This window comes from Teichococcus aerophilus (assembly GCF_014490485.1).
GTDB classification, from domain to species: Bacteria; Pseudomonadota; Alphaproteobacteria; order Acetobacterales; family Acetobacteraceae; genus Pseudoroseomonas; species Pseudoroseomonas aerophila.
Window position 1 is genome coordinate 36,438 of the sequence record NZ_JACTVA010000018.1, and the last position, 18,226, is coordinate 54,663.

18 protein-coding genes are annotated in these 18,226 nt (G+C 70.1%); 14 read left to right on the forward strand and 4 right to left on the reverse strand.

Features of this window, described 5'->3' with window-relative positions; all coding sequences use genetic code 11:
* Positions 1-125 precede the first annotated feature (125 nt).
* Entirely contained in the window at positions 126-1,010 is an 885-nt protein-coding gene (locus tag IBL26_RS11660) for an MBL fold metallo-hydrolase (protein ID WP_187784658.1), read from the reverse strand.
* Between the two features lie 153 nt (positions 1,011-1,163).
* Here IBL26_RS11660 and IBL26_RS11665 point away from each other — a divergent pair, with 153 nt between their 5' ends.
* Entirely contained in the window at positions 1,164-2,405 is a 1,242-nt protein-coding gene (locus IBL26_RS11665) for a hypothetical protein (protein ID WP_187784659.1), read from the forward strand.
* Between the two features lie 331 nt (positions 2,406-2,736).
* On the opposite strand, the gene IBL26_RS11670 is transcribed toward IBL26_RS11665, so the two are convergent.
* Both IBL26_RS11670 and pdxH read right to left on the reverse strand, forming a co-directional pair.
* The gene (locus IBL26_RS11670) at positions 2,737-4,203 is read right to left on the reverse strand and encodes a bifunctional aminoglycoside phosphotransferase/ATP-binding protein (RefSeq protein ID WP_187784660.1); all 1,467 of its coding nucleotides are present in this window, start codon (positions 4,201-4,203) and stop codon (positions 2,737-2,739) included.
* A complete protein-coding gene (gene pdxH / locus IBL26_RS11675; protein WP_187784661.1) occupies positions 4,200-4,796 on the reverse strand; it encodes a pyridoxamine 5'-phosphate oxidase in 597 nt (198 codons plus the stop codon). The genes IBL26_RS11670 and pdxH overlap by 4 nt, the downstream gene beginning before the upstream one ends.
* Positions 4,797-4,953: 157 nt before the next feature.
* On the opposite strand from pdxH, the gene fabI reads away from it, so the two are divergent.
* From fabI to IBL26_RS11695, 4 genes are all read left to right on the forward strand, one after another.
* Positions 4,954-5,799: an enoyl-ACP reductase FabI gene (gene fabI / locus IBL26_RS11680; RefSeq protein ID WP_187784662.1), complete on the forward strand. Its 846-nt coding sequence runs from the start codon at positions 4,954-4,956 to the stop codon at positions 5,797-5,799.
* A gap of 170 nt (positions 5,800-5,969) precedes the next feature.
* The gene (locus tag IBL26_RS11685) at positions 5,970-6,152 is read left to right on the forward strand and encodes a hypothetical protein (protein WP_187784663.1); all 183 of its coding nucleotides are present in this window, start codon (positions 5,970-5,972) and stop codon (positions 6,150-6,152) included.
* Between the two features lie 8 nt (positions 6,153-6,160).
* Positions 6,161-6,382: a hypothetical protein gene (locus IBL26_RS11690; RefSeq protein WP_187784664.1), complete on the forward strand. Its 222-nt coding sequence runs from the start codon at positions 6,161-6,163 to the stop codon at positions 6,380-6,382.
* 11 nt (positions 6,383-6,393) lie between these two features.
* The gene (locus IBL26_RS11695; protein ID WP_187784665.1) at positions 6,394-6,582 is read left to right on the forward strand and encodes a hypothetical protein; all 189 of its coding nucleotides are present in this window, start codon (positions 6,394-6,396) and stop codon (positions 6,580-6,582) included.
* A gap of 457 nt (positions 6,583-7,039) precedes the next feature.
* On the opposite strand, the gene IBL26_RS11700 is transcribed toward IBL26_RS11695, so the two are convergent.
* Positions 7,040-8,323, reverse strand: a complete 1,284-nt coding sequence (locus IBL26_RS11700) for a lysozyme inhibitor LprI family protein (RefSeq protein ID WP_187784666.1) — start codon at positions 8,321-8,323, stop codon at positions 7,040-7,042.
* Between the two features lie 183 nt (positions 8,324-8,506).
* Between IBL26_RS11700 and IBL26_RS11705 the strand changes: the two genes are divergently transcribed.
* The 9 genes from IBL26_RS11705 to IBL26_RS11745 all read left to right on the forward strand — a co-directional run bounded on the left by IBL26_RS11705 (position 8,507) and on the right by IBL26_RS11745 (position 18,224).
* Positions 8,507-10,081 (forward strand): ABC transporter substrate-binding protein, encoded by a 1,575-nt coding sequence (locus tag IBL26_RS11705; RefSeq protein WP_187784667.1) that lies wholly within the window; start codon positions 8,507-8,509, stop codon positions 10,079-10,081.
* Positions 10,082-10,084: 3 nt separating this feature from the next.
* Positions 10,085-11,101 (forward strand): LacI family DNA-binding transcriptional regulator, encoded by a 1,017-nt coding sequence (locus IBL26_RS11710; protein ID WP_187784668.1) that lies wholly within the window; start codon positions 10,085-10,087, stop codon positions 11,099-11,101.
* A 224-nt stretch (positions 11,102-11,325) separates the two neighbouring features.
* On the forward strand, positions 11,326-12,090 hold the full coding sequence (locus IBL26_RS11715) for an IclR family transcriptional regulator (protein WP_187784669.1): 765 nt from the start codon (positions 11,326-11,328) through the stop codon (positions 12,088-12,090).
* An 11-nt stretch (positions 12,091-12,101) separates the two neighbouring features.
* The gene (locus tag IBL26_RS11720; RefSeq protein WP_206684205.1) at positions 12,102-13,793 is read left to right on the forward strand and encodes a hypothetical protein; all 1,692 of its coding nucleotides are present in this window, start codon (positions 12,102-12,104) and stop codon (positions 13,791-13,793) included.
* Positions 13,790-14,491, forward strand: coding sequence for a hypothetical protein (locus IBL26_RS11725; RefSeq protein ID WP_187784670.1), 702 nt, complete (start codon positions 13,790-13,792; stop codon positions 14,489-14,491). Before IBL26_RS11720 ends, IBL26_RS11725 begins: the two co-directional genes overlap by 4 nt.
* Positions 14,491-15,465, forward strand: a complete 975-nt coding sequence (locus tag IBL26_RS11730) for a dipeptidase (protein WP_187784671.1) — start codon at positions 14,491-14,493, stop codon at positions 15,463-15,465. The genes IBL26_RS11725 and IBL26_RS11730 overlap by 1 nt, the downstream gene beginning before the upstream one ends.
* Positions 15,466-15,507: 42 nt before the next feature.
* Positions 15,508-16,569 carry an ABC transporter substrate-binding protein gene (locus tag IBL26_RS11735; protein ID WP_187784672.1) on the forward strand — a complete coding sequence of 354 codons (1,062 nt, stop codon included), beginning with the start codon at positions 15,508-15,510 and terminating at the stop codon, positions 16,567-16,569.
* Positions 16,566-17,444: an ABC transporter permease gene (locus IBL26_RS11740; RefSeq protein ID WP_206684206.1), complete on the forward strand. Its 879-nt coding sequence runs from the start codon at positions 16,566-16,568 to the stop codon at positions 17,442-17,444. The genes IBL26_RS11735 and IBL26_RS11740 overlap by 4 nt, the downstream gene beginning before the upstream one ends.
* A 3-nt stretch (positions 17,445-17,447) precedes the next feature.
* A complete protein-coding gene (locus IBL26_RS11745; RefSeq protein WP_187784673.1) occupies positions 17,448-18,224 on the forward strand; it encodes an ABC transporter permease in 777 nt (258 codons plus the stop codon).
* The last annotated feature ends 2 nt before the right edge of the window (positions 18,225-18,226 follow it).

Here is an 18,226-nt window from a genome sequence, read left to right on the forward strand (position 1 = left end):
GCCCCTTCCGACAGCCCATGAATCCTGCACGGGGCGGGACAGGGATAGACCCGCCGCACCCCTCCGCGCCAGTCCCGCCTGAGCGGCGGCGCCTGTTGCAGCGCTTTGCAGGGAAGGCAATTGCGTTATCGCCCACGCCACAGCCCTGCCTGCTCGGCGGCCGCGCCTTCCGCCGCCAGCTTGCGCAGATGCGCCAGCAGGCTGTGACCGGCGGCGCGCACCAGCCGGGGGTCGATTGGCCCGTAGACGGCGGGGACCAGCACCTCCAGCGGTGCCGGGCCGTGCTGGCCTAGCGCGACGAGTACCAGTTGCTCCCGCTCCCGCCGATGGGCCAGCAGGGCGTGCAGCAGGGCGCCGGGTTCGGCCAGCGGCGCGCCATGGCCGGGCAGCAGCATTGACCACTCCCGCGCCGCGACGCGGGCCAGCGCCGCCATGTAGTCGGCCATGTCGCCATCCGGCGGGATGACCACGCTGGTGGAGCAGCTCATCGCGTGGTCGCCGCCGAACAGGATGCCGTGGTCCTCCAGCGCGAAGCAGAGGTGGTTGGCGCAGTGGCCGGGGGTGTGCAGCGCGGTCAGGCGCCAGCCCTCGCCCGCCACGGTGGCGCCGTCGGCCAGGCGGTGCTGCGGCTGGAAGTCGTGGTCGGCGCCCTCGGCCCCGGGGCCGGGGGGCGTCTGGTGCGGGCCGAAGCCCAGGGTGGCGGCGCCGGTGGCCGCCTGCAGCGCCGACAGGCCGCCCGTATGGTCCCGGTGCGTGTGGGTGACCAGGATGCGCTCCACCCGCTCCCCCCCCAGGGCAGCCAGCAGGGCGGCCAGATGCGCCGGATCCTCCGGCCCCGGGTCGATCAGCGTGACGGTGCCCTCGCCCAGCACGTAGCTGTTGGTGCCCATGAAGGTGAAAGGCCCGGCATTGCCGGCGCGGATGCGGCGGATACGCGGGCCGCTGGGCCGGCCCAGCTCCTCCACCGCTGCCGCTGGCAGTGCATCGGTCTTTGCGAATGGCATGCTCATCGGCTGCTCCGCCGGTGGGAAAGGCGTACAGAGGGCATAGTTCCGGGGCTTCGTCCAGAAAGCCGTGGCACGGAAAGCACACTCACGATCGCGTGTGGAATCGACGAAAATTTCGGGCAGATCGGCGGCCGTGCCCTCGTCATAAGGCGCGCCATGCCGCTGCCTCGTCTCCGCGATTCCCTGCCCCGCCTCGTCTGCCTGGCTACCCTCGCAGCCACCCTGGCCCCACCCGAAGCCGCCGCGCGGGACCTGTTCCGCACGGCCATCACCGTGGATGGCTTCACCTTCGGCGGTGCCACCAACGACGCCACCGCGGTGTGGCGGCTGCTGCGGCAGGGCTCGCTCGGCGCCTCGGTGCCGTTCTACCAGGATAACTCGGCGCTGGCGCTGCGCATCGACCTGCGCGGCCTGCCGGCGACGCTCTCCTCCCCCCGGAACGGTACCGACATCCTGCTGCGGGTGGGCCGCAATGGGGAGATCACCCGCCTGTTCACCGGCGCCACCCGCGAGGAAGCCACCGAGCGCTTCGACCGCTTCCTGACCGGGCGCGAAGACCCGGCCGGGATGCGCCGCGTCATCAAGGAGTGGGTGGCGACCAGCCCGGTGGACCCGGTGGCGGGCAACCCGGCCTCCCTGCTTGGCCGCTCAGTCGCGGCGGACCTGGACCTCGCCACCCGGCTGCCCGGGGACGATGGCAGCATGGCGCCGCGCGCCGCCGGCTGGCACGGCAGCGCCGGGCTGGGCTTCGACGAGCACAGCTTCCGGGAGTTCGACACGCGCGGCTTCAGCCTGCCCCTCGGCCTCTCCTACGCCTTCGGCGAGGACGGGCCGGAAGCCTTCCTGCAGGCGCCGCTCGCCCTCAGCGAGACCAAGGGCGCCCACATCTACATGCTCAGCCTGGCGGCGGGCGTCCGCCTGCCGGTGGTCACCACGCCGCACCTACGCTGGGCCGTGACGCCCAGCCTGCGCCTGGGTGCCGGCGGGTCCGAACGGGTGGGCGGCGGCGGCATCCTGGCCAGCGGCGCGCTGGGCAGCGACCTGCGGCTGGCGCTCGGTCCCTTCACCCTCGGCCTCGGCAACAGCATCGGCCGGGCGCAGATCGAGCCGATGAAGATCGACACTATCGAGCTGCCCTACCACGTCCGTAGCTGGGCGTTCCGCAACAGCGTGTCGCTCTCCCGCCCCGCCGGGCAAGTGGGCGGCCTGCCACTCGGCCTGGGCGTGTCCTTCAGCGATACCCGCCTGGCCGGGGACCGGATGGCGGTGCCGTCCTGGCAGGAATACGGCATCACCGCCAAGCTCGGCACCCAGGCCCCGGTCCAGCTCGGCGTCAGCCTGCTGGACGGCGAGAACAACTATCACGGGATGCGGGTGACACTGACGGCGTCGTTCTGACGGAAGGACGCCATCGTGGGCTTGGGTGGTGTGGGCCGGAGGTTGGGTATTGGGGCGAAGGGAGGAAAGGCCGGGGAAGGAATTCCCCGGACCCCTTCTTTTCTTTCTGCGAGTTTGGCGGGGCGCCTCAAGGCTGAGAGCGGGCGCTGCTTGATGATATTCATAATGGGCCACGCGGGCTGAACCCTCAGTCGCCGGAGGTCCAGGACCTCCGGCGCACCCAGCCGGCTCCCAGCACAACCCCCCCCCCACAGCCACGCCGCAAAACTCGAAAAAAGAAGATGGGGTCCGGGGAATTCCTTCCCCGGCCTTCTGCCGCCCTTTCCTGACTTCAGAGAGCGAGCAACCTCCGCGATGCCGCGGCCGCATCCCCGGCCGCGTCGATCCGGGCCCAGTCGATGACCCCCGTATCCGCCTCGGCGGCGCGGTCGAGCACGGCGATGTCGGCGTCCGAGGCATCGCCGGTGCGGGCGGCGACGCGGCGGCGCAGCAGGTCCAGCGGTGCTTCCAGCCAGAGGCCCTGGAAGGGCACGCCGGCGCGCTGGGCGGCGGCGGCGATGCCGGCGCGCATGGCGGGGTCCAGGAAGGCGGCGTCGGCGATGACGCTGTGGCCGGCGCGGGCGGCGGCTTCGGCGGCGGCGAAGAGCTCGGCGTGGACGGCGGCGCTTTCCTCGGCGCGGTAGGCGGTTTCGGGCAGGCGTTGCTCGGGCGGCACGCCGGCGCGGCGCTTGCGGATTTCGTCGCTGCGCAGCACCAGCGCGCCGGGGGCGGCGCCCAGCCCGGGGGCCAGGGCGCGGGAGAGGTGCGACTTGCCGCAGCCCGGCAGGCCGCCGATGGCGAGGATGCGGGCGGGCGGATGTGCCAGCCATTGTTCGGCGGCGTCCAGCCAGGGCATGCCGGTGCCGGCGGCGCGCTGGCTGACATGGGCGCGGATGAGCGCGCGGGTGGAGAGCCAGAGCGGCAGGGCGGCGACCAGCCCGGCATCGCCGGTGCGAGCGATATAGCGGTTCAGCACGCGGTTGGCGGCGGCGCGGCCGACGCGCATGTGCAGGTCGGCCAGCAGGAAAGCGAGGTCGTAGCCGGTGTCGATGGTGGCCAGGGCCTCGTCGAATTCCAGGGCGTCGAACGGCACCGGGCGACCGTGCCAGAGCACGAGGTTGCCGAGATGCAGGTCCCCATGGCAGCGGCGGATGCGGCCGGCGGCGGCGCGGGCCTGCAGGGCCGGGGCCAGGCGGGCGATATCGGCCTGGGCACGGGCGGCCCAGGCGTTGCTGCGCGCATCGGGCAGGCCGGAGGCGTGGGCGGCGGTGATGTTGCCCGCCACCACGCGGGCGATGGCACCGGCGGAATCCCAGCCCTGGATGGGTGGCAGAGTGGCGTGCAGGGCGGCGACGGCATCGGCCAGGGCATCCTGCAAGGCGGGGCCGAGTTCGCCACGTTCGGCGATACGGTCCAGGAAATCCCCGGGCGGCAGCGCGGCCATTTCCAGTACCCATTCCTCGGCCGGGCCGTCGCCGCCGAGGGAGAGGGTGCCATCCGGGGCGCGGGAAAGCTTGTGGACGGCACGGTAGAGCGCGGGCGCGGCGGGGGCGTTCAGCTCCAGCTCACACCGGCAGAAGCGCTCCCGGTCCTCCAGCCTGGTGAAGTCGAGGAAGCCGAGGCCGATGGCCTTCTTGAGCTTGAGGGCCCGCCCCTGGCCGATGAACACGGCGGAGATGTGGGTCTCCACCGGGGTCTCGTCGCCGGTCAGGCGGGCCAGCAGCGCCGCCGCTTCGGACTGCGCCGCCGGAATGCTCACGGATACAGCGTCTCGGACGTCCAGCCGCCATCGGCCTGCAGGTGGAAGACGCGGCGGTCGTGCAGGCGGAAAGGCATGTCGCGCCAGAACTCGATGCGGCGCGGCAGCACGCGGAAGCCGCCCCAATGCGGCGGGCGCGGCACCTCGGCATCGGGGAAGCGGGCTTCGGCGGCGGCCACGGCGGCCTCCAGCTCGGCGCGCGATTCCAGGTGGGTGGACTGGCGGGAGGCCCAGGCGCCGATGCGGGAGAGCCGCGGGCGGGTGGCGTAGTATTCGTCGGATTCGGCGGCGCTCACCTGCTCCACCTCCCCTTCCACGCGCACGACGCGCCGCAGCGTCTTCCAATGGAAGTTGAGCGCGGCGCGCGGGTTGGCGAAGAGCTGTTCGCCCTTGCGGCTGCCGTGGTTGGTGAAGAAGACGAAGCCGCGCGGGTCCAGCCCCTTCAGCAGCACCATGCGGGCGGAGGGAAAGCCATCCGGCGTGCTGGTGGCCAGGCACATGGCGTTGGGATCATTGGGTTCCTCAGCCTCGGCTTCCGCCAGCCAGGCGGTGAACAGGGCGTAGGGGTCGGCATGCGGCGTCGGTTCGGTCATTGGCTTGCGGCTTCCCTTGCGGCTTCGCTCGCCCGCTTCCTCTTGCCCGGGCGTCAGGGGTGTGCCACCACGCCCTGACCCTTGCAACGCTTGCCCCGCCGGATCCTTCCTCTGCCCGGCGTCTCGCATCTTTCAACAGAACCGGTCCTGCCAGAACATGGAATCTGCCGCGCACACTCCCCTCGAACCCGCCAAGGGCACGCTGATGTCCGGCAAGCGGGGCCTGATCATGGGTGTGGCCAATGACCGCTCGATCGCCTGGGGCATCGCCCGTGCTGTGGCGGCCCAGGGCGCGGAAGTGGCTTTCACCTATCAGGGCGAAGCGCTGGAGAAGCGCGTCCGTCCCCTCGCCGAGAGCCTGGGCAGCGACATCGTGCTGCCCTGCGACGTGACGGACGAGGCCAGCATCGACGCGGTGTTCGCGGCGTTGGAAGCCCGCTGGGGCAAGCTGGACTTCCTGGTCCACGCCATCGGCTTCGCCGACAAGCAGTTCCTGCGGGGGCGGTACATGGATACCCCGCGCGAGGCGTTCCTGCAGGCGCTCGATATCTCCTGCTTCTCCTTCGTCAGCGTCTCCAAGCGCGCGGCGGCGTTGATGAGCGAAGGCGGCAGCCTGCTGACCCTGACCTATCTGGGCGCCGAACGTGTCACGCCGCATTATAACGTGATGGGCGTGGCCAAGGCGGCACTGGAAGCCAGCGTGCGGTACATGGCCGTCGATGTCGGCGCGCGCGGCATCCGCGTGAATGCCATCAGCGCCGGGCCGATCAAGACGCTGGCGGCCAGCGGCATCGGCGACTTCCGCTACATCCTGAAGTGGAACCAGTACAACGCGCCGCTGAAGCGCAACACGACGATCGAGGATGTGGGCGGCGCCGGCGTGTACCTGCTCTCCGACCTCGGTTCCGGCGTGACGGGCGAGGTGCATCACGTCGATAGCGGCTACCACGTCGTCGGCATGAAGGCCGAGGATGCGCCGGACATCTCCGTCCAGAAGGACTGAGCGGCAAGGCATGGCAGGTGTTTGAAGGGGGGCTGCGGCCTCCCTTTTTTTGTGCCATGCGCCGGCGGGCGTTGCGTGCCCGCGTGCAACCCCTGCCCCGCCGTGCCTGTTCTTTCCCTGGACACCGCCCGCACCGCTCCGTGCGGGCCAAGACCCAGGAGGACAAGGCCATGGCCAAAGCCCATCTGCCACCCGTGCCGCCCGCCAACCAGGCCAAGGTGCCCGGCACAGACCGTGTGGATGCCAAGGACGCCCGTAACGCAAGCACCGAGCGGGACGAGGCGCTGCAACAGGGCCAGAGCGGCAACCTGAAGCAGAACACCACCCACCAGGGCTTCCAGCAGGACCGCTGAGGGACACCATGTCAGCCAAGCACGACGACACCGGCCGCCATGGCGGCCCCGGCAGCAGCCACCAGAACCGGCAGGACCCGGACAAGTCCTCGCCCACCGGCCATAAGCATGCCGTGCCGCCACAGGGCCCAGAGGCCGGGCAGGCCACCAACCCGGACCGCAGCCTGGTCTCGGGCGGTGGGGGCGAGCGTGACCGCCGCCACACCCACGACCCCGCCACCAAGTCCTGAGGAGCGCACCCGTGAGCGATAAGAAGCCGCGGCCCGACCCGCAACCGCCGCAGGACGAACGCGCCAGCGGCACTATCCAGAGCCCCATTCCGCCGGGCGAGCCGCAGGCGGGGGATACCAACGAGATGGCGTCTCTGCTGGGCGGGCCGGTGGACGTGGCCCCGGGGCGGCAACGGAAGCCGCCGCAGCAATCGGAGTAAGTGGCTTTCGCTATGGGCTGAGCGGGGAGGAAGGCCGGGGAAGGAATTCCCCGGACCCCTTCTTTTTTTCTGCCAGTTTGGCGTGCGTCTTTAGGATTGAAGGGCTCGTCTTTGGATTCCGGTGGAGATGTGCGTGATCGCGCCGCCCTCGCGTATCGCTCAGTCTAGAGCCGATCGGCATTCGACCTGCTGCCGGAAGGATGAGCAGGAAATGAATTTCCCTGAACCCGATCCTTTTCTAGCGGTTGGCGTGGGGCCTCAGCACGAGCGGATACAGCTATGGGCAGTATCGCGCGCCATCCGGGCTGAACCATCAGCCCCCGGCGGCCACGAACCTTCGGCGTAGCCCCGATATAGCCCAAAACGGCCGCCCCCACAGCCACACCGAAAGACTCGCAGAAAGAAGAAGGGGTCCGGGGAATTCCTTCCCCGGCCTTTCCTGTTTTCGCCCCTCCCCTCAAGGCACCCGGCGAACCTCGACCAGGGTGCGCCCGCCTTCGGCATAGAGGCGGTAGGAGAGGACGATGTCCCCCTGTGGGGTCGTGGCATTCACCAGGCATTGCGGCACGGGGGCCATGTAGGGCTGCAGGCGGCGGTAGTCGTCCCGCAGCGCCGGGCTGGCGTTGTAGGCCTCCACGATGACGTCGGTATAGGGGCGCGGGTTCGACAGGCGCTGGACGTTGTTCTGGCCGTCGGCGCCCGGTTGGGACTGGAAGATGAAGACGACGTCGGTGAGCAGGGCCTGGTCGGCGCAGTCCAGCGTGGGCGGCGCGCCGGCGGGCGCGGTGGCGGCAGGGCTGGCGGCAGGCGGCACGCTGGAAGGCGCCAGCGGGCGTGACGGGCCGGGGGGCGCGCTGTTGCGGAACGAGCCGAGATAGGTCTGGAGAAGTTGGACGTTGCGCAGGCTCTCGCCATTCTCCGCCTGGCATTCGCGGATGCGGGTGGAAAGGGCGCTGTAGTCTTGCTGCGTCCATTGCTGAAACGGCATGCCGAAGGGCGACTGGCCGTTGGCCCAGCCGGCGGCGCGCACGGCGTTGCTGCTGACCATGGCGCAGGGCGCCGAAGCAAGCTGAGCGGCGAAGCTGCCGCCTGCGGGTAGCTGGGCGGGCGTGGAAGGCCGGGCACCTAGTGGCGGCGGCGTGGGCGAGGCCGCCGGGTCCGGCAACGCCAGTTGCGGCGCGGCTGGGGCCGCCATTGCGGAGACACCGGACGTCAGTGGCAGCGGCGTGGCGGGCGTAGGCTGGGCGGGGGGCGGTACCGGTGTGGTGGGCGCGGCCGGCCGACCGGCCAGCGGCGGCACCGGGATGGGCACGGCGGTGGTGGCGGGATCGGCAGTTGGTGGGGCCGCTGCGGCCGGCGCGGCCTCTGACGGGGGGGCTTCGGGCAGGCTGGCAAGGCGGGCGCGCAGCCAGGCTTCCCGCTCGGCATAGGCAATGGTCAGGCATTCCGCGGCGTAGCTGGGGGCGCACATGCGGTTGCGGCGCTGGGCCCAGTCCTGCTGCGCCGTTTGCAGCAGGGGGCGGTTCTGCAGCCGCTGGGCCAGCTCGGCCGCCAGGGCGGCCAGGGTGCGGTCGGCCTCGGCCAGGGCGGGGTTGCCGCAGAGAATGCGGTCCACCCGACGGCTGGGCCTGGCGCACTCCAATGCCGCGAACTCGGCGACGGGTGCGGCGGGCGCCGCCGTCGCGGCCCAGAACGGAGTGGTGGTGAAACAAGCCGCCAGACCCAGCAATGCACGCTTCATCCGTTGATCCCCAGGCCGCAAGCGGAGCCATAGCCTAGCGCCCCTGCCCGGCCACCGCGACAGCCAGACCGGGATTAAGCCGCGGCCGGCGCCGAATCCGCTTGCGCGGGGGGAAGACCCGTGGCTCGATGCAATCGATTTAATAAATCGATTGCATCGAGCGGTGCGGCGGGGGAGCGGGGCATGGGCAGGATGGCGGCGGGCATCGCGGGGTTCACCATGGGCGCGTGGCTGGGGCTGGCGGCGCCCGCCTTGGCCGCAGGCCTGACCGTGGCGCTGCAGACCGATGCGACCAGCATGGACCCGCATGTCGCCCCCACCTTCACCACGGCGGCGTTGCAGGACCACATCTATGGCAGCCTGATCAGCCTGGACCCGGAGCTGCGGCAGGTGCCCAACCTGGCGCTGCGCTGGCAGGCGGTGGACGCGACGCGCTGGCTGGTCGAACTGCGGCCTGGCGTCACCTTCTCGGATGGGCGGGCCTTCGGCGCGGAGGACGTGGCGTTCTCCCTGCGGCGGGCCACGCTGGTGCGGCACGCCGCCGGCACCGCCGCGCCCTATGTGAAGGCCATTACCGGCATCACGGTGCTGGACCCGCTGCGGCTGGAACTGCAGACCGAGACGCCCTACCCGCAACTGCCGCTGGACCTGGCGCGGCTGCGCATCGTCTCCGCCGCCGTGGGCGAGCAGGCGGGGACGGACGCGTTCAACCGCGGCGAGGCCGCGATCGGTACCGGGCCCTACGTGCTGCGGGGGTGGACACCGGGCGAGAAGCTGGAGTTGGCGCGCAACCCGCGCTTCTGGGGCGAGGCGCCGGAATGGGACAGCGTGACCTTCCGGCCGATCGCCAGCGATGCAGCGCGGCTGGCGGCGCTGCTGTCCGGCAGCGTCGACCTGATCGACAAGGTGCCGACGCCGGACGTGGCGCGGCTGCGGCGGGAGCCGCAGGTGGCGGTGTTCGCGCATGAGGGCAACCGCACCATGTTCCTGGTGCCGGATACGGCGCGGGAGGTCAGCCCCTTCGTCACCGGCCATGACGGCCAGCCGCTGCCGGCGAACCCGTTGCGGGACGTGCGGGTGCGGCGGGCCATCTCGCTCGCCATCAACCGCAAGGCGCTGGTGGAGCGGGTGCTGGAGGGCGAAGGCAGCGTGGCCAACCAGGCGGCGCCAGTTGGCATGTTCGGCGGTTCCGCCGCCATTCCCGCGGCCGAGTGGCAGCCGGAGGCGGCGCGCGCGCTGCTGGCGGAGGCCGGCTATCCGCAAGGCTTCCGGCTGGCGCTGCATTGTTCCAACGGCCGCTATGTAGCGGACCGCGCCACCTGCCAGGCGCTGGCGCAGATGCTGACGCGCATCGGCATCGCCGCCACGGCGGAGGCGGAGCCGCAATCGGTGTTCTACACCCGCATGTCGCGCTTCGATGCCAGCCTGTTGCTGAATGGCTGGGGCAGCATCGGCGATAATCTGGTGGTGTTGCGCCAGGCGCTGCATTCGGTGGATGCGGCGCGCGGCCTGGGCGGCTTCAATCGCGGCCGTTACGCGAATGCCGAGCTGGACCGGTTGACCGATGCCGCCGCGCGAACCATCGACGATGGCGAACGGTCCCGCTTGCAGCAGCAGGCGATGGAAACGGCGATGGCCGATGTCGGGCTGGTGCCGCTCTACACGCCGGCCTGGATCTGGGCCGGGCGGAAAGGGCTGCGCTACACCGCCGGGTTCGACGAAGGCACCTTCGCCACCCGCGCGACGGCGGGCCGCTGAGCGATGCCGGATGACAGCATCGCCATCGTCGCCCGCCCGCGCGTGGCCGACGTTGCCCGGCTGGCGGGCGTCTCGGCGGCCACCGTCTCCCGCATCCTGAATGGCAGCGAGATGTTCGCCGATGCGACGCGGATTCGGGTGCAGGAGGCGGCGCGGCAGCTGGGCTTCCAGCCGGACCCGGCGGCGCGTTCCCTGCGCCGCGGCCAGGGCGATAGCATCGCGCTGCTGGTGGGCGATATCGAGCAGGGCGTCTATGCCGGGCTGACGCGCCACATGCAGGCGGCCCTGGAGGATATGGGGCTGGACCTGCTGGTCTATGACCTGGCGCACCAGGAAGCCCGGCTGCGGCGCTTCCTGGAACGTGCACCGGCGCGGCGGCTGCGCGGCATCGTGCTGGCGACAACGGATACGTTGCCAGAGGATTGCATCGGGCTGTTGCGCGGCCTGATGGCGCAGCAGGTGAAGGTTATCGCGTTGCGCCAGAGGCTGGACCAGCACGGCATCGCCTCCGTCATCCAGGACGAGCACAGCGCGGCGAAGCTGGCGACGGCAGCGCTGCTGCGCAAAGGCCGGATGCCGATCGCCTTCCTTGGCCGCATCAGTGGTTCGCTGATGGGGGCGGAACGCTGCGAGGGTTATCGGGACGCGTTGCGCGAGGCTGGGCATGCGGTGGATAGCGCGTTGATATGGGATGCATCCTACCGCTACCGCGCCGGCTTCACCGCGACGGCGGAGGCGCTGCAGCGGGGCCTGGCGTTTTCGGCGATCCTGGCGGCCAGTGACGAGTTGGCGCTGGGTGCGATCGCGGCGTTGCAGGATGCCGGCAGGAGCGTACCGGGCGACGTGGCTGTCATTGGCTTCGGCGATGCGGATTGGGCGGCGTATCAGCGCCCATCGCTGACCAGCCTGAGCGAGCATCCGGCGGAGCTCTCCGGCATCGTGCGCGGCATCCTGGAAGGCAAGGCGACCGGGCTGCTGCACGAGGTGAAGCGGCATCTGGTCGAGCGTCAGTCGGGCTAATCTGCGGCGAGGCCTGGTTCTTTGGTGGAAAGCCGTGCGGGTTATCCGCCGCTTCCGCCTGACATCAGCGATGTGCATGCCGCTGGCGGATATCCGCCACTGGCCGGGCGAAGCGCGTCCATTTCCAGAGATGACACGGAATAACGGCGATCTTGCGATCTTCGCGGCAAAACTGATTCTTTCATCTTGACGCATGAATGAAAGAATCGAGACACTGATGCGTCATGAATACGATGTATTCCCATAGAATACTAAGCGAAGAGACTTCCGGCGTCAGGCCCCTGGCCTCCGCGCTGAAGATCCTGTCGCTGCTCGACCACCTGGGCACCTGCGCGGAGGCCATGCGGTTGGCGGAGCTGTCACGCAGTCTCGGTCTTCCCCGTGCCACGCTGTATCAACGGCTGATCACGCTGGTGGAGGCCGGCTGGGTGGAGCAACTGGAGGATGGGCGGTTCCGCCTGACCCTGCGCGCCGCGCGGTTGGCCAAGGCGGCGACCGACCAGGCCGGGCTGGGGGACCGCACGCTGCCGATCCTGCAAGCGCTGGTCAGCGAGACCGGGGAAGCCGCCTCCCTCGCCGTATTGGAGAAGGGGGAGCCGCGCATCATCCAGCGCGTGGAACCCAGCGGCATCCTGAAGGTGGAGATGCATGTCGGCGCCGCGATGTCGCTGCGGGAAAGCGCTTCTGGCCGCGTGCTGGCGGCCTTTGCCGCCGAGCCGGTGCTGGCCGCGCTGAAATCCATGGATGCTGCCTTGCCGGACCGGGCGACGCTGCAGGCGGTGCGGCAGGCCGGGCATTCGATCTCCAGCGGGCGCAGCATCGCCGGCATCCGCGCGGCGGCGGTGCCGGTGTTCGACCATGCCGGTCGTTGCATCGCCGCCCTCTCTCTCGTCGCGCCGACGCAGCGCTTCGCCGCCGATGGCTGGATCAAACCCTTGCGGGAGGCTGCCCAACGCCTCAGCGCCCTGATGGAAGGCCGCACGCCATGATGCCTGACGCGATGACCGCATCGCCCCCTCCCCCCCCTGGCCCACGCGACCCGAACCTGCTGATGCGGCCGGAACGGCTGGCGGCGATGCAGCCCAGCCGCGTCAGCGCATCCCGCGCGCTGATGGCGCAGATGCTGCGGGAAGGCTGGCGCATCACCACGCGGCGATTCGAGATCGGTCCCGATTCGGTCGGGACGGCGGTGTACGACATCGCGGCGCCGGGCGGCCAGTTCAGCTTCCTGGCCTATTCCAACGCACCGAAGCGGGAGGGCCGCACCGGGCGCATCATCGGCCGCAGCTGGGACATGACCGGCGCGCTGGTGGAAGGCGTGGCCGATGACGCGGTGATCGAGGCCACGCGGCAGGAATTGCCGAAGCTCTATGCCGGGCGGGCCACACCGGGCACGCTGGTGTGGTGCCGTTCCAACCGCAGCATGCGCATCTTCGATGCCACTGTCAGCGCCCTGGCCGAGGGGCGCCAGCCGGAGGTCTCGCTGCTGGCGCAGGCCTGCTACCTGATGCGCAATACCGGGCTGGACGGCAACGGCACCTTCGGCACCCGTTCCTTCCTGGCGCTGGAGGAGGGGCATCCGCTGCGGCACCCGTTGGCGGCGCAGATGCTCTCCGCCTACATGATGCGGGAGTTCGCGGCGGATCTGGTGAACCACCTGGCCGCGCTGCAATCGCCCGCCGCCGTGGCGCTGGAGACGCAGCGGCGGCGCTTCCTGGGCATCGGCAATGGCTCGGCGCTGGGGTTGATCCTGTTCATCAACAACCACCCACGCCTGATCCATGCCTGGATCAGCGCGCGGGAGCAGGCGATCGTCGCCGCGCAATCCCTGGCGCTGGCGGCGGGCGATGCGCGGCTGGATCGTCTGCGAAGCCTGTTGCTGCGGGCAGCGACGTTCCGGCGGCAGGACCGGATGGTCTATGACGCCTTCGCCCCGAGCGCGCGGATTGCCGCGGAGCTGGAGCAGGTGGCGGCGCTGCTGCCCGAGTTGGACCTGACGGCGCCCTATCCGCTGGCGGCGCTGTCGGCGGCGGTGGAGGCGCGCTTCCATCCGGAGACCAGCGAGACGCTGCTCTCCCTGATGATCGAGCTGGTGCCGGAAGAAGCCGACAGGCTGGCCATGGGCATGATCGTCAGCGAGGAGTTGCAGGTACAGGGCAGCATGCGCAACGCGGCGCTGCGGGCGCTGCTGCGACAAGATTATGCCTGGGCGCTGGAGTGGGACATGCAGGCGGAGGGTGCCTACCGCCATGTCTGGTACAAATCCGCCACGGCGGAGGAGCCACGGCGCGGCCCGCGGGAGGAAGCGCCCGACGCCTTCAACCTGGGCCTGGACCTGCCGGGCCAGGTGCAGGCGCTGGACGCCGCCCTGGCGCAGCGGCCGGCGGATGAGCCCGTAGGGAGGCTGTTGCTGCAACAGCCCGGCCTGCGCGCCATCGTCGCCCGGGTCCAGGGGCTGGCGGGGCTGTCTTACCATTCGCCGCACACCAACATCATGGCTGACGATTTCGTGCCGGCGCATCTGGTGCGGTTGATGAACGTCACGCTGCACGGCGTGGACAAGACGCGGGACTACCTGAACCGCAACCTGCGCGGCGTGCTGTTCCATGGTGCGCCGGTGGCCAGCGAGCTGGGCCAGGAGACCGACCAGATCTGGTTCTACCCCGCCGAGCCTTCGGAGCACGCACGATGAACCACGCCTGCCAGAGCGGGGACATGACGCCCGTGACGCTGCTGCCGCGCGAGGTGCGGCTGGTGGTGGAACGTATCCTGCTGTTGACGCCGTTGCCGGCCGGCATGGTGCCGGCGGTGCGCGACGTGCTGCTGTACTCGGCCGCCGCCGGGCTGGGCGGCCTGCCTGCCCTGCGGCGGGATTTCGCGGCGCTGCGCGATGCCCGGCCCGATGCCGCCGCCCTGCACGAGGCCGGGCATGGGGAGGCACGGCTGGAAGCCCACGGCCAGCATAGCTGGGTGGTGCTGCCGATGGCGCTGGATGTGCTGGCCGAGCTGGTGGCGGCGCATGGCAGCGGCCGCCTGGCCATCCAGGACGCCCTGGCGCCCGAGGAACTGGCGACCGCCTGCGCCATGGGCGGCCGGCTGGGGCTGGCCATCACCCTGGCGGATGCCAGCCCGTCGGGCGTCATCCTGACCGCCACGCCCGGCGGCGGGGAGGACCCGGTGCTGGCACGCGCGCTACGCGACGGCATCCCGACCGAGGCGGCGTTGTGGTGGGAGTTGCACCATCTCTCCAATACCTCGCTGAGCCCGGACACGCCGGAGTCGCGCCGGCATGCCGGCCCGGTGATCGTGCTGGAGGATGGCCGCGTCATCGGCCGCAGCGACCATGATGACGACACCGACATGTCCCTGCTGACCGAGAAGGCTTCCTGATGCTGATTGACGCGCTGCAATGCGGCCACTTCTCGCGCGAGGTGTTTTCCCAGCTGCGGCAGGGCGGGGTTTCCGCCGTGACCGTGACCTGCGGGTTCTGGGAGGACCCGATGGAGTCCTTCGACTCGCTGGGCAAATGGCGTGACCTGGTGGGCGAGAACGCGGACCTGGTGGCGCTGGCCCGGACGCCGGCGGAGATCGAGGCCGTGGCCGCCTCGGGCCGCACCGCCATCGTGCTGGGTTTCCAGAACACGGACCTGTTCGGCAACCGCATCCGGCTGGTGGAGATGTTCGCCGAGCTGGGCGTGCGGGTGGTGCAGTTGACCTACAACAACCAGAACTCGGTCGGCGGCAGTTGCTACGAGGCCGAGGATAGCGGCCTTGCCCGCTTCGGCAGAGAACTGGTGCGGGAGATGAACAGCGCCGGCATCCTGATCGACTGCTCCCATGTCGGGGAGAGGACGACGCTAGATACCATCCGGCATTCGCAGAAGCCGATCGCGGTGACGCATGGCAATGCGCGCAGCGTGTTCGACCACAGCCGCAACAAGAGCGACGACATCCTGCACGCGTTGCGGGAGAGCAAAGGCGTCATCGGCTGCGCCGTCTACCGCAACATCACCGGCGACTATTTCTGCGCTTCCGCCCGCAACTGGGCGGAGATGGTGGCGAAGACGGTGGAGATCGCCGGCATCGATTCCGTCGGCATCGGCACGGATTACGGCCACGACAACGGCCCGGCCGATTACGCCTGGATGCGGATGGGGCGCTGGACCCGGCATGTCGATTATGGCGCCTCCGCCCCCGGCAAGCCACTGAAGACGCCACGTGCGGAATGGCTGGCGGAGGGTGTCTCCGGCCTCGGCAAGATTGCCGGCGGGCTGAAGGAAGTGGGCTTCCATGATGATGAGATCGCCAAGCTGACGCATGGCAACTGGATGCGCCTTTACGGGGAAACCTTCCGGCAGGGCTGACGGCACCGCGGCGGGCGCCGCATGACATTTGGGGGGCGTAGCATGCAGAACCACAAGCAGGGCCATCTGGGCCGCCGCGCCGCGCTGGCGCTGGGGGGCGGCGTCGTCACGGCGCTGGCGGCGCCGAACGTCCGGCGCCTGCGGGCGGCGGAGGTGTTGTTCGTCAACACCTGGGGCGGCATCTGGGAACGGGCCGCCATCAAGAACCTGTTCGAGCCCTTCACCAAGGATACCGGCATCGAGATCCGCCCGGTCTCCCCGGTCTCCTTCGCCAAGCTGGCGCAGCAGGTCCGCAGCGGCGCCTATGAGTTCGACGTGACGACGCTGGGCGGCGGCGAGATCATCCGCGCCAACCAGGCGAAGATCATCGAGCCGCTGGAGGGCACCGACCTGGCGAAGAGCCCGCCCTTCCCCGGCGCGGTGTTCCAGAACGGCGCCACCAGCCACGCCTTCGCCACCGTCATCGCCTACCAGAAGGCGCGCTACCCGAATGGCGCGCCCGCCGGCTGGGCGGATTTCTGGGACCAGGGGAAGTTCCCCGGCTCCCGCTGCATGCAGCGCTATGCCAGCCGCGTGCTGCCGCTGGGGCTGGTGGCGGATGGGGTGCCGACCGACACGCTCTACCCGATGGATATCGACCGTGCCTTCCGCAGCCTGGACAAGATCAAGCCAGCGACGCGGGTGTGGTGGACGCAGGGCCAGCAATCGCAGCAATTGCTGCGCGATGGCGAGATCGACATGATCGCATTGTGGCACGCCCGGGTGCTGGAGCTGCAGGACGAAGGCAAGCCGGTCGAGATCGTCTGGAACCAGGCGCAGATCGACCGTGCCTACTGGGTCGTCGCCAAGGGCACGCCGCGCCGGGATGCGGCGCTGCGCTACATCGAGGCGGCGCTGAAGCCGGAGCGGCTGGCCGGCTTCTGCCGCGATGCCATGCTGGGCCCGTTGAACCCCGCCGCCTTCAACCATCTGAGCGAGGCCGAGGCCGCGCGCATGCCGACCGCGCCCGCCTACAAGGGCAAGGTGTTCGAGCAGGACGTGCTGAATTTCGGCGGCGACGTCAATGCGGTGACGCAGCGCTTCGAGCGCTGGATCGGCGCTTGAGCGCCGTCATGGACGAGGCGGCGGGCAGCCCGGCGGTGAGCCGGCGGATCGCGCCCCAGCGCGCCTCGCTCCGCCCCTGGCTGCTGCTGATGCCGCTGCTGGTGTTCCTGGCCGCCTTCTTCCTGGTGCCGCTGGCCCAGGTGGCGATGATGAGCGTGACGGAGCCTGAATTCGGCTTCGGCCACTACGCGTCCATCGCCACCGACGGCTTCTACCTGCGCGTGCTGGCGGATACCTTCGCCACCGCGCTGCTGGTCGCCACGTGCTGCCTGGTGCTGGGCTTTCCGCTGGCCTACGCCATGGCCGCGGCCTCCCCCAACATGGCGGCCGCGATGATGATCGTGGTGACGATGAGTTTCTGGACCAGCTTCCTGGTCCGCACCTATGCCTGGATGGTGCTGCTGGGGCGCAGCGGGCCGATCGCCGCGCTGCTGGACTGGATCGGCCTGCCGCATGGCGAGTTGCTGTTCACCCGCTTCAGCTCCACCATCGCCATGACGCATATCCTGCTGCCCTACATGGTGGTCAGCCTCTACGCCGTGCTGCGCAAGATCGAGCCGTCGCTGCTGCGCTCGGCCGCCAGCCTGGGGGCCTCGCCGACATCCGTGCTGCGGCATGTGGTGCTACCGCTGGCGGCACCGGGGGTGGTGAACGGGCTGACGCTGGTGTTCGTGCTGTGCCTGGGCTTCTACGTCACGCCCATCCTGCTCGGCAGCCCGCGGGAGCAGATGGTGGCCGGCGTCATCGGCCAGCAGATCGAAGAGTTCCTGAATTTCGGCGAGGCATCGGCGCTGGCCGTGGTGCTGCTGGCCAGCACGCTCATCGTGCTCGGCCTGTATCACCGCCGCTTCGGCCTCGACAAGCTCTGGGGTTAGCGCATGCGTGGTCTCCTGCTCTCCCTCGGCGCCGTCGTGCTGGCCTTCATCGCGGCGCCGCTGTTGATCGTCGTGCCGATGTCCTTCAGCAGCGCGGCATCGCTGGAGTTCCCGCCGCCGGGCTGGACGACGGCCTATTACGGCGCCTTCTTCGGCGATGCGCGCTGGACGCAGCCCACCATCAACAGCATCCTCATCGCCCTGGCCGTCGCGGTGCTGACCATGGCGATGGTGACGCCGGCGACCTTCGCGCTGGTGCGCCACCGCTTCGCCGGCAAGTCCGCCGTCAACCTGCTGCTGATGCTGCCGCTGGCGGTACCGCATATCGTCATCGCCATCGGCTACTACGCCTATCTCAGCGACCTGCGGCTGCTGCAGACCTTTCCCGGCGTCATCCTGGCGCATACGGCGCTGTCAGTGCCCATGGCCTTCCTGGTGCTCTCCGCCAGCCTGAAGGGCTTCGACCGCAGCCTGGAGCGCGCGGCGATGAGCCTGGGCGCCAGCCCTGCCGCCACGTTCCGGCATGTCACGCTGCCGGTGCTGTGGCCGGGCTTCGCCGCCGCCGCGCTGTTCGCCTTCATCCAGAGCTTCGACGAGACCGTCGTGGCGCTGTTCGTCTCCGGCCGCGATTCCATGACGCTGCCGCGCAAGATGTTCGACAGCATCCGCACCACCGCCGACCCGGTGATTGCCGTGGTGTCCACCTTGCTGTTCTTCACCGTCGCCGCGCTGGTCATCCTGCCGATGCTCTGGCGTTCCTTCTCCCGCAGCCGGAGTTGACG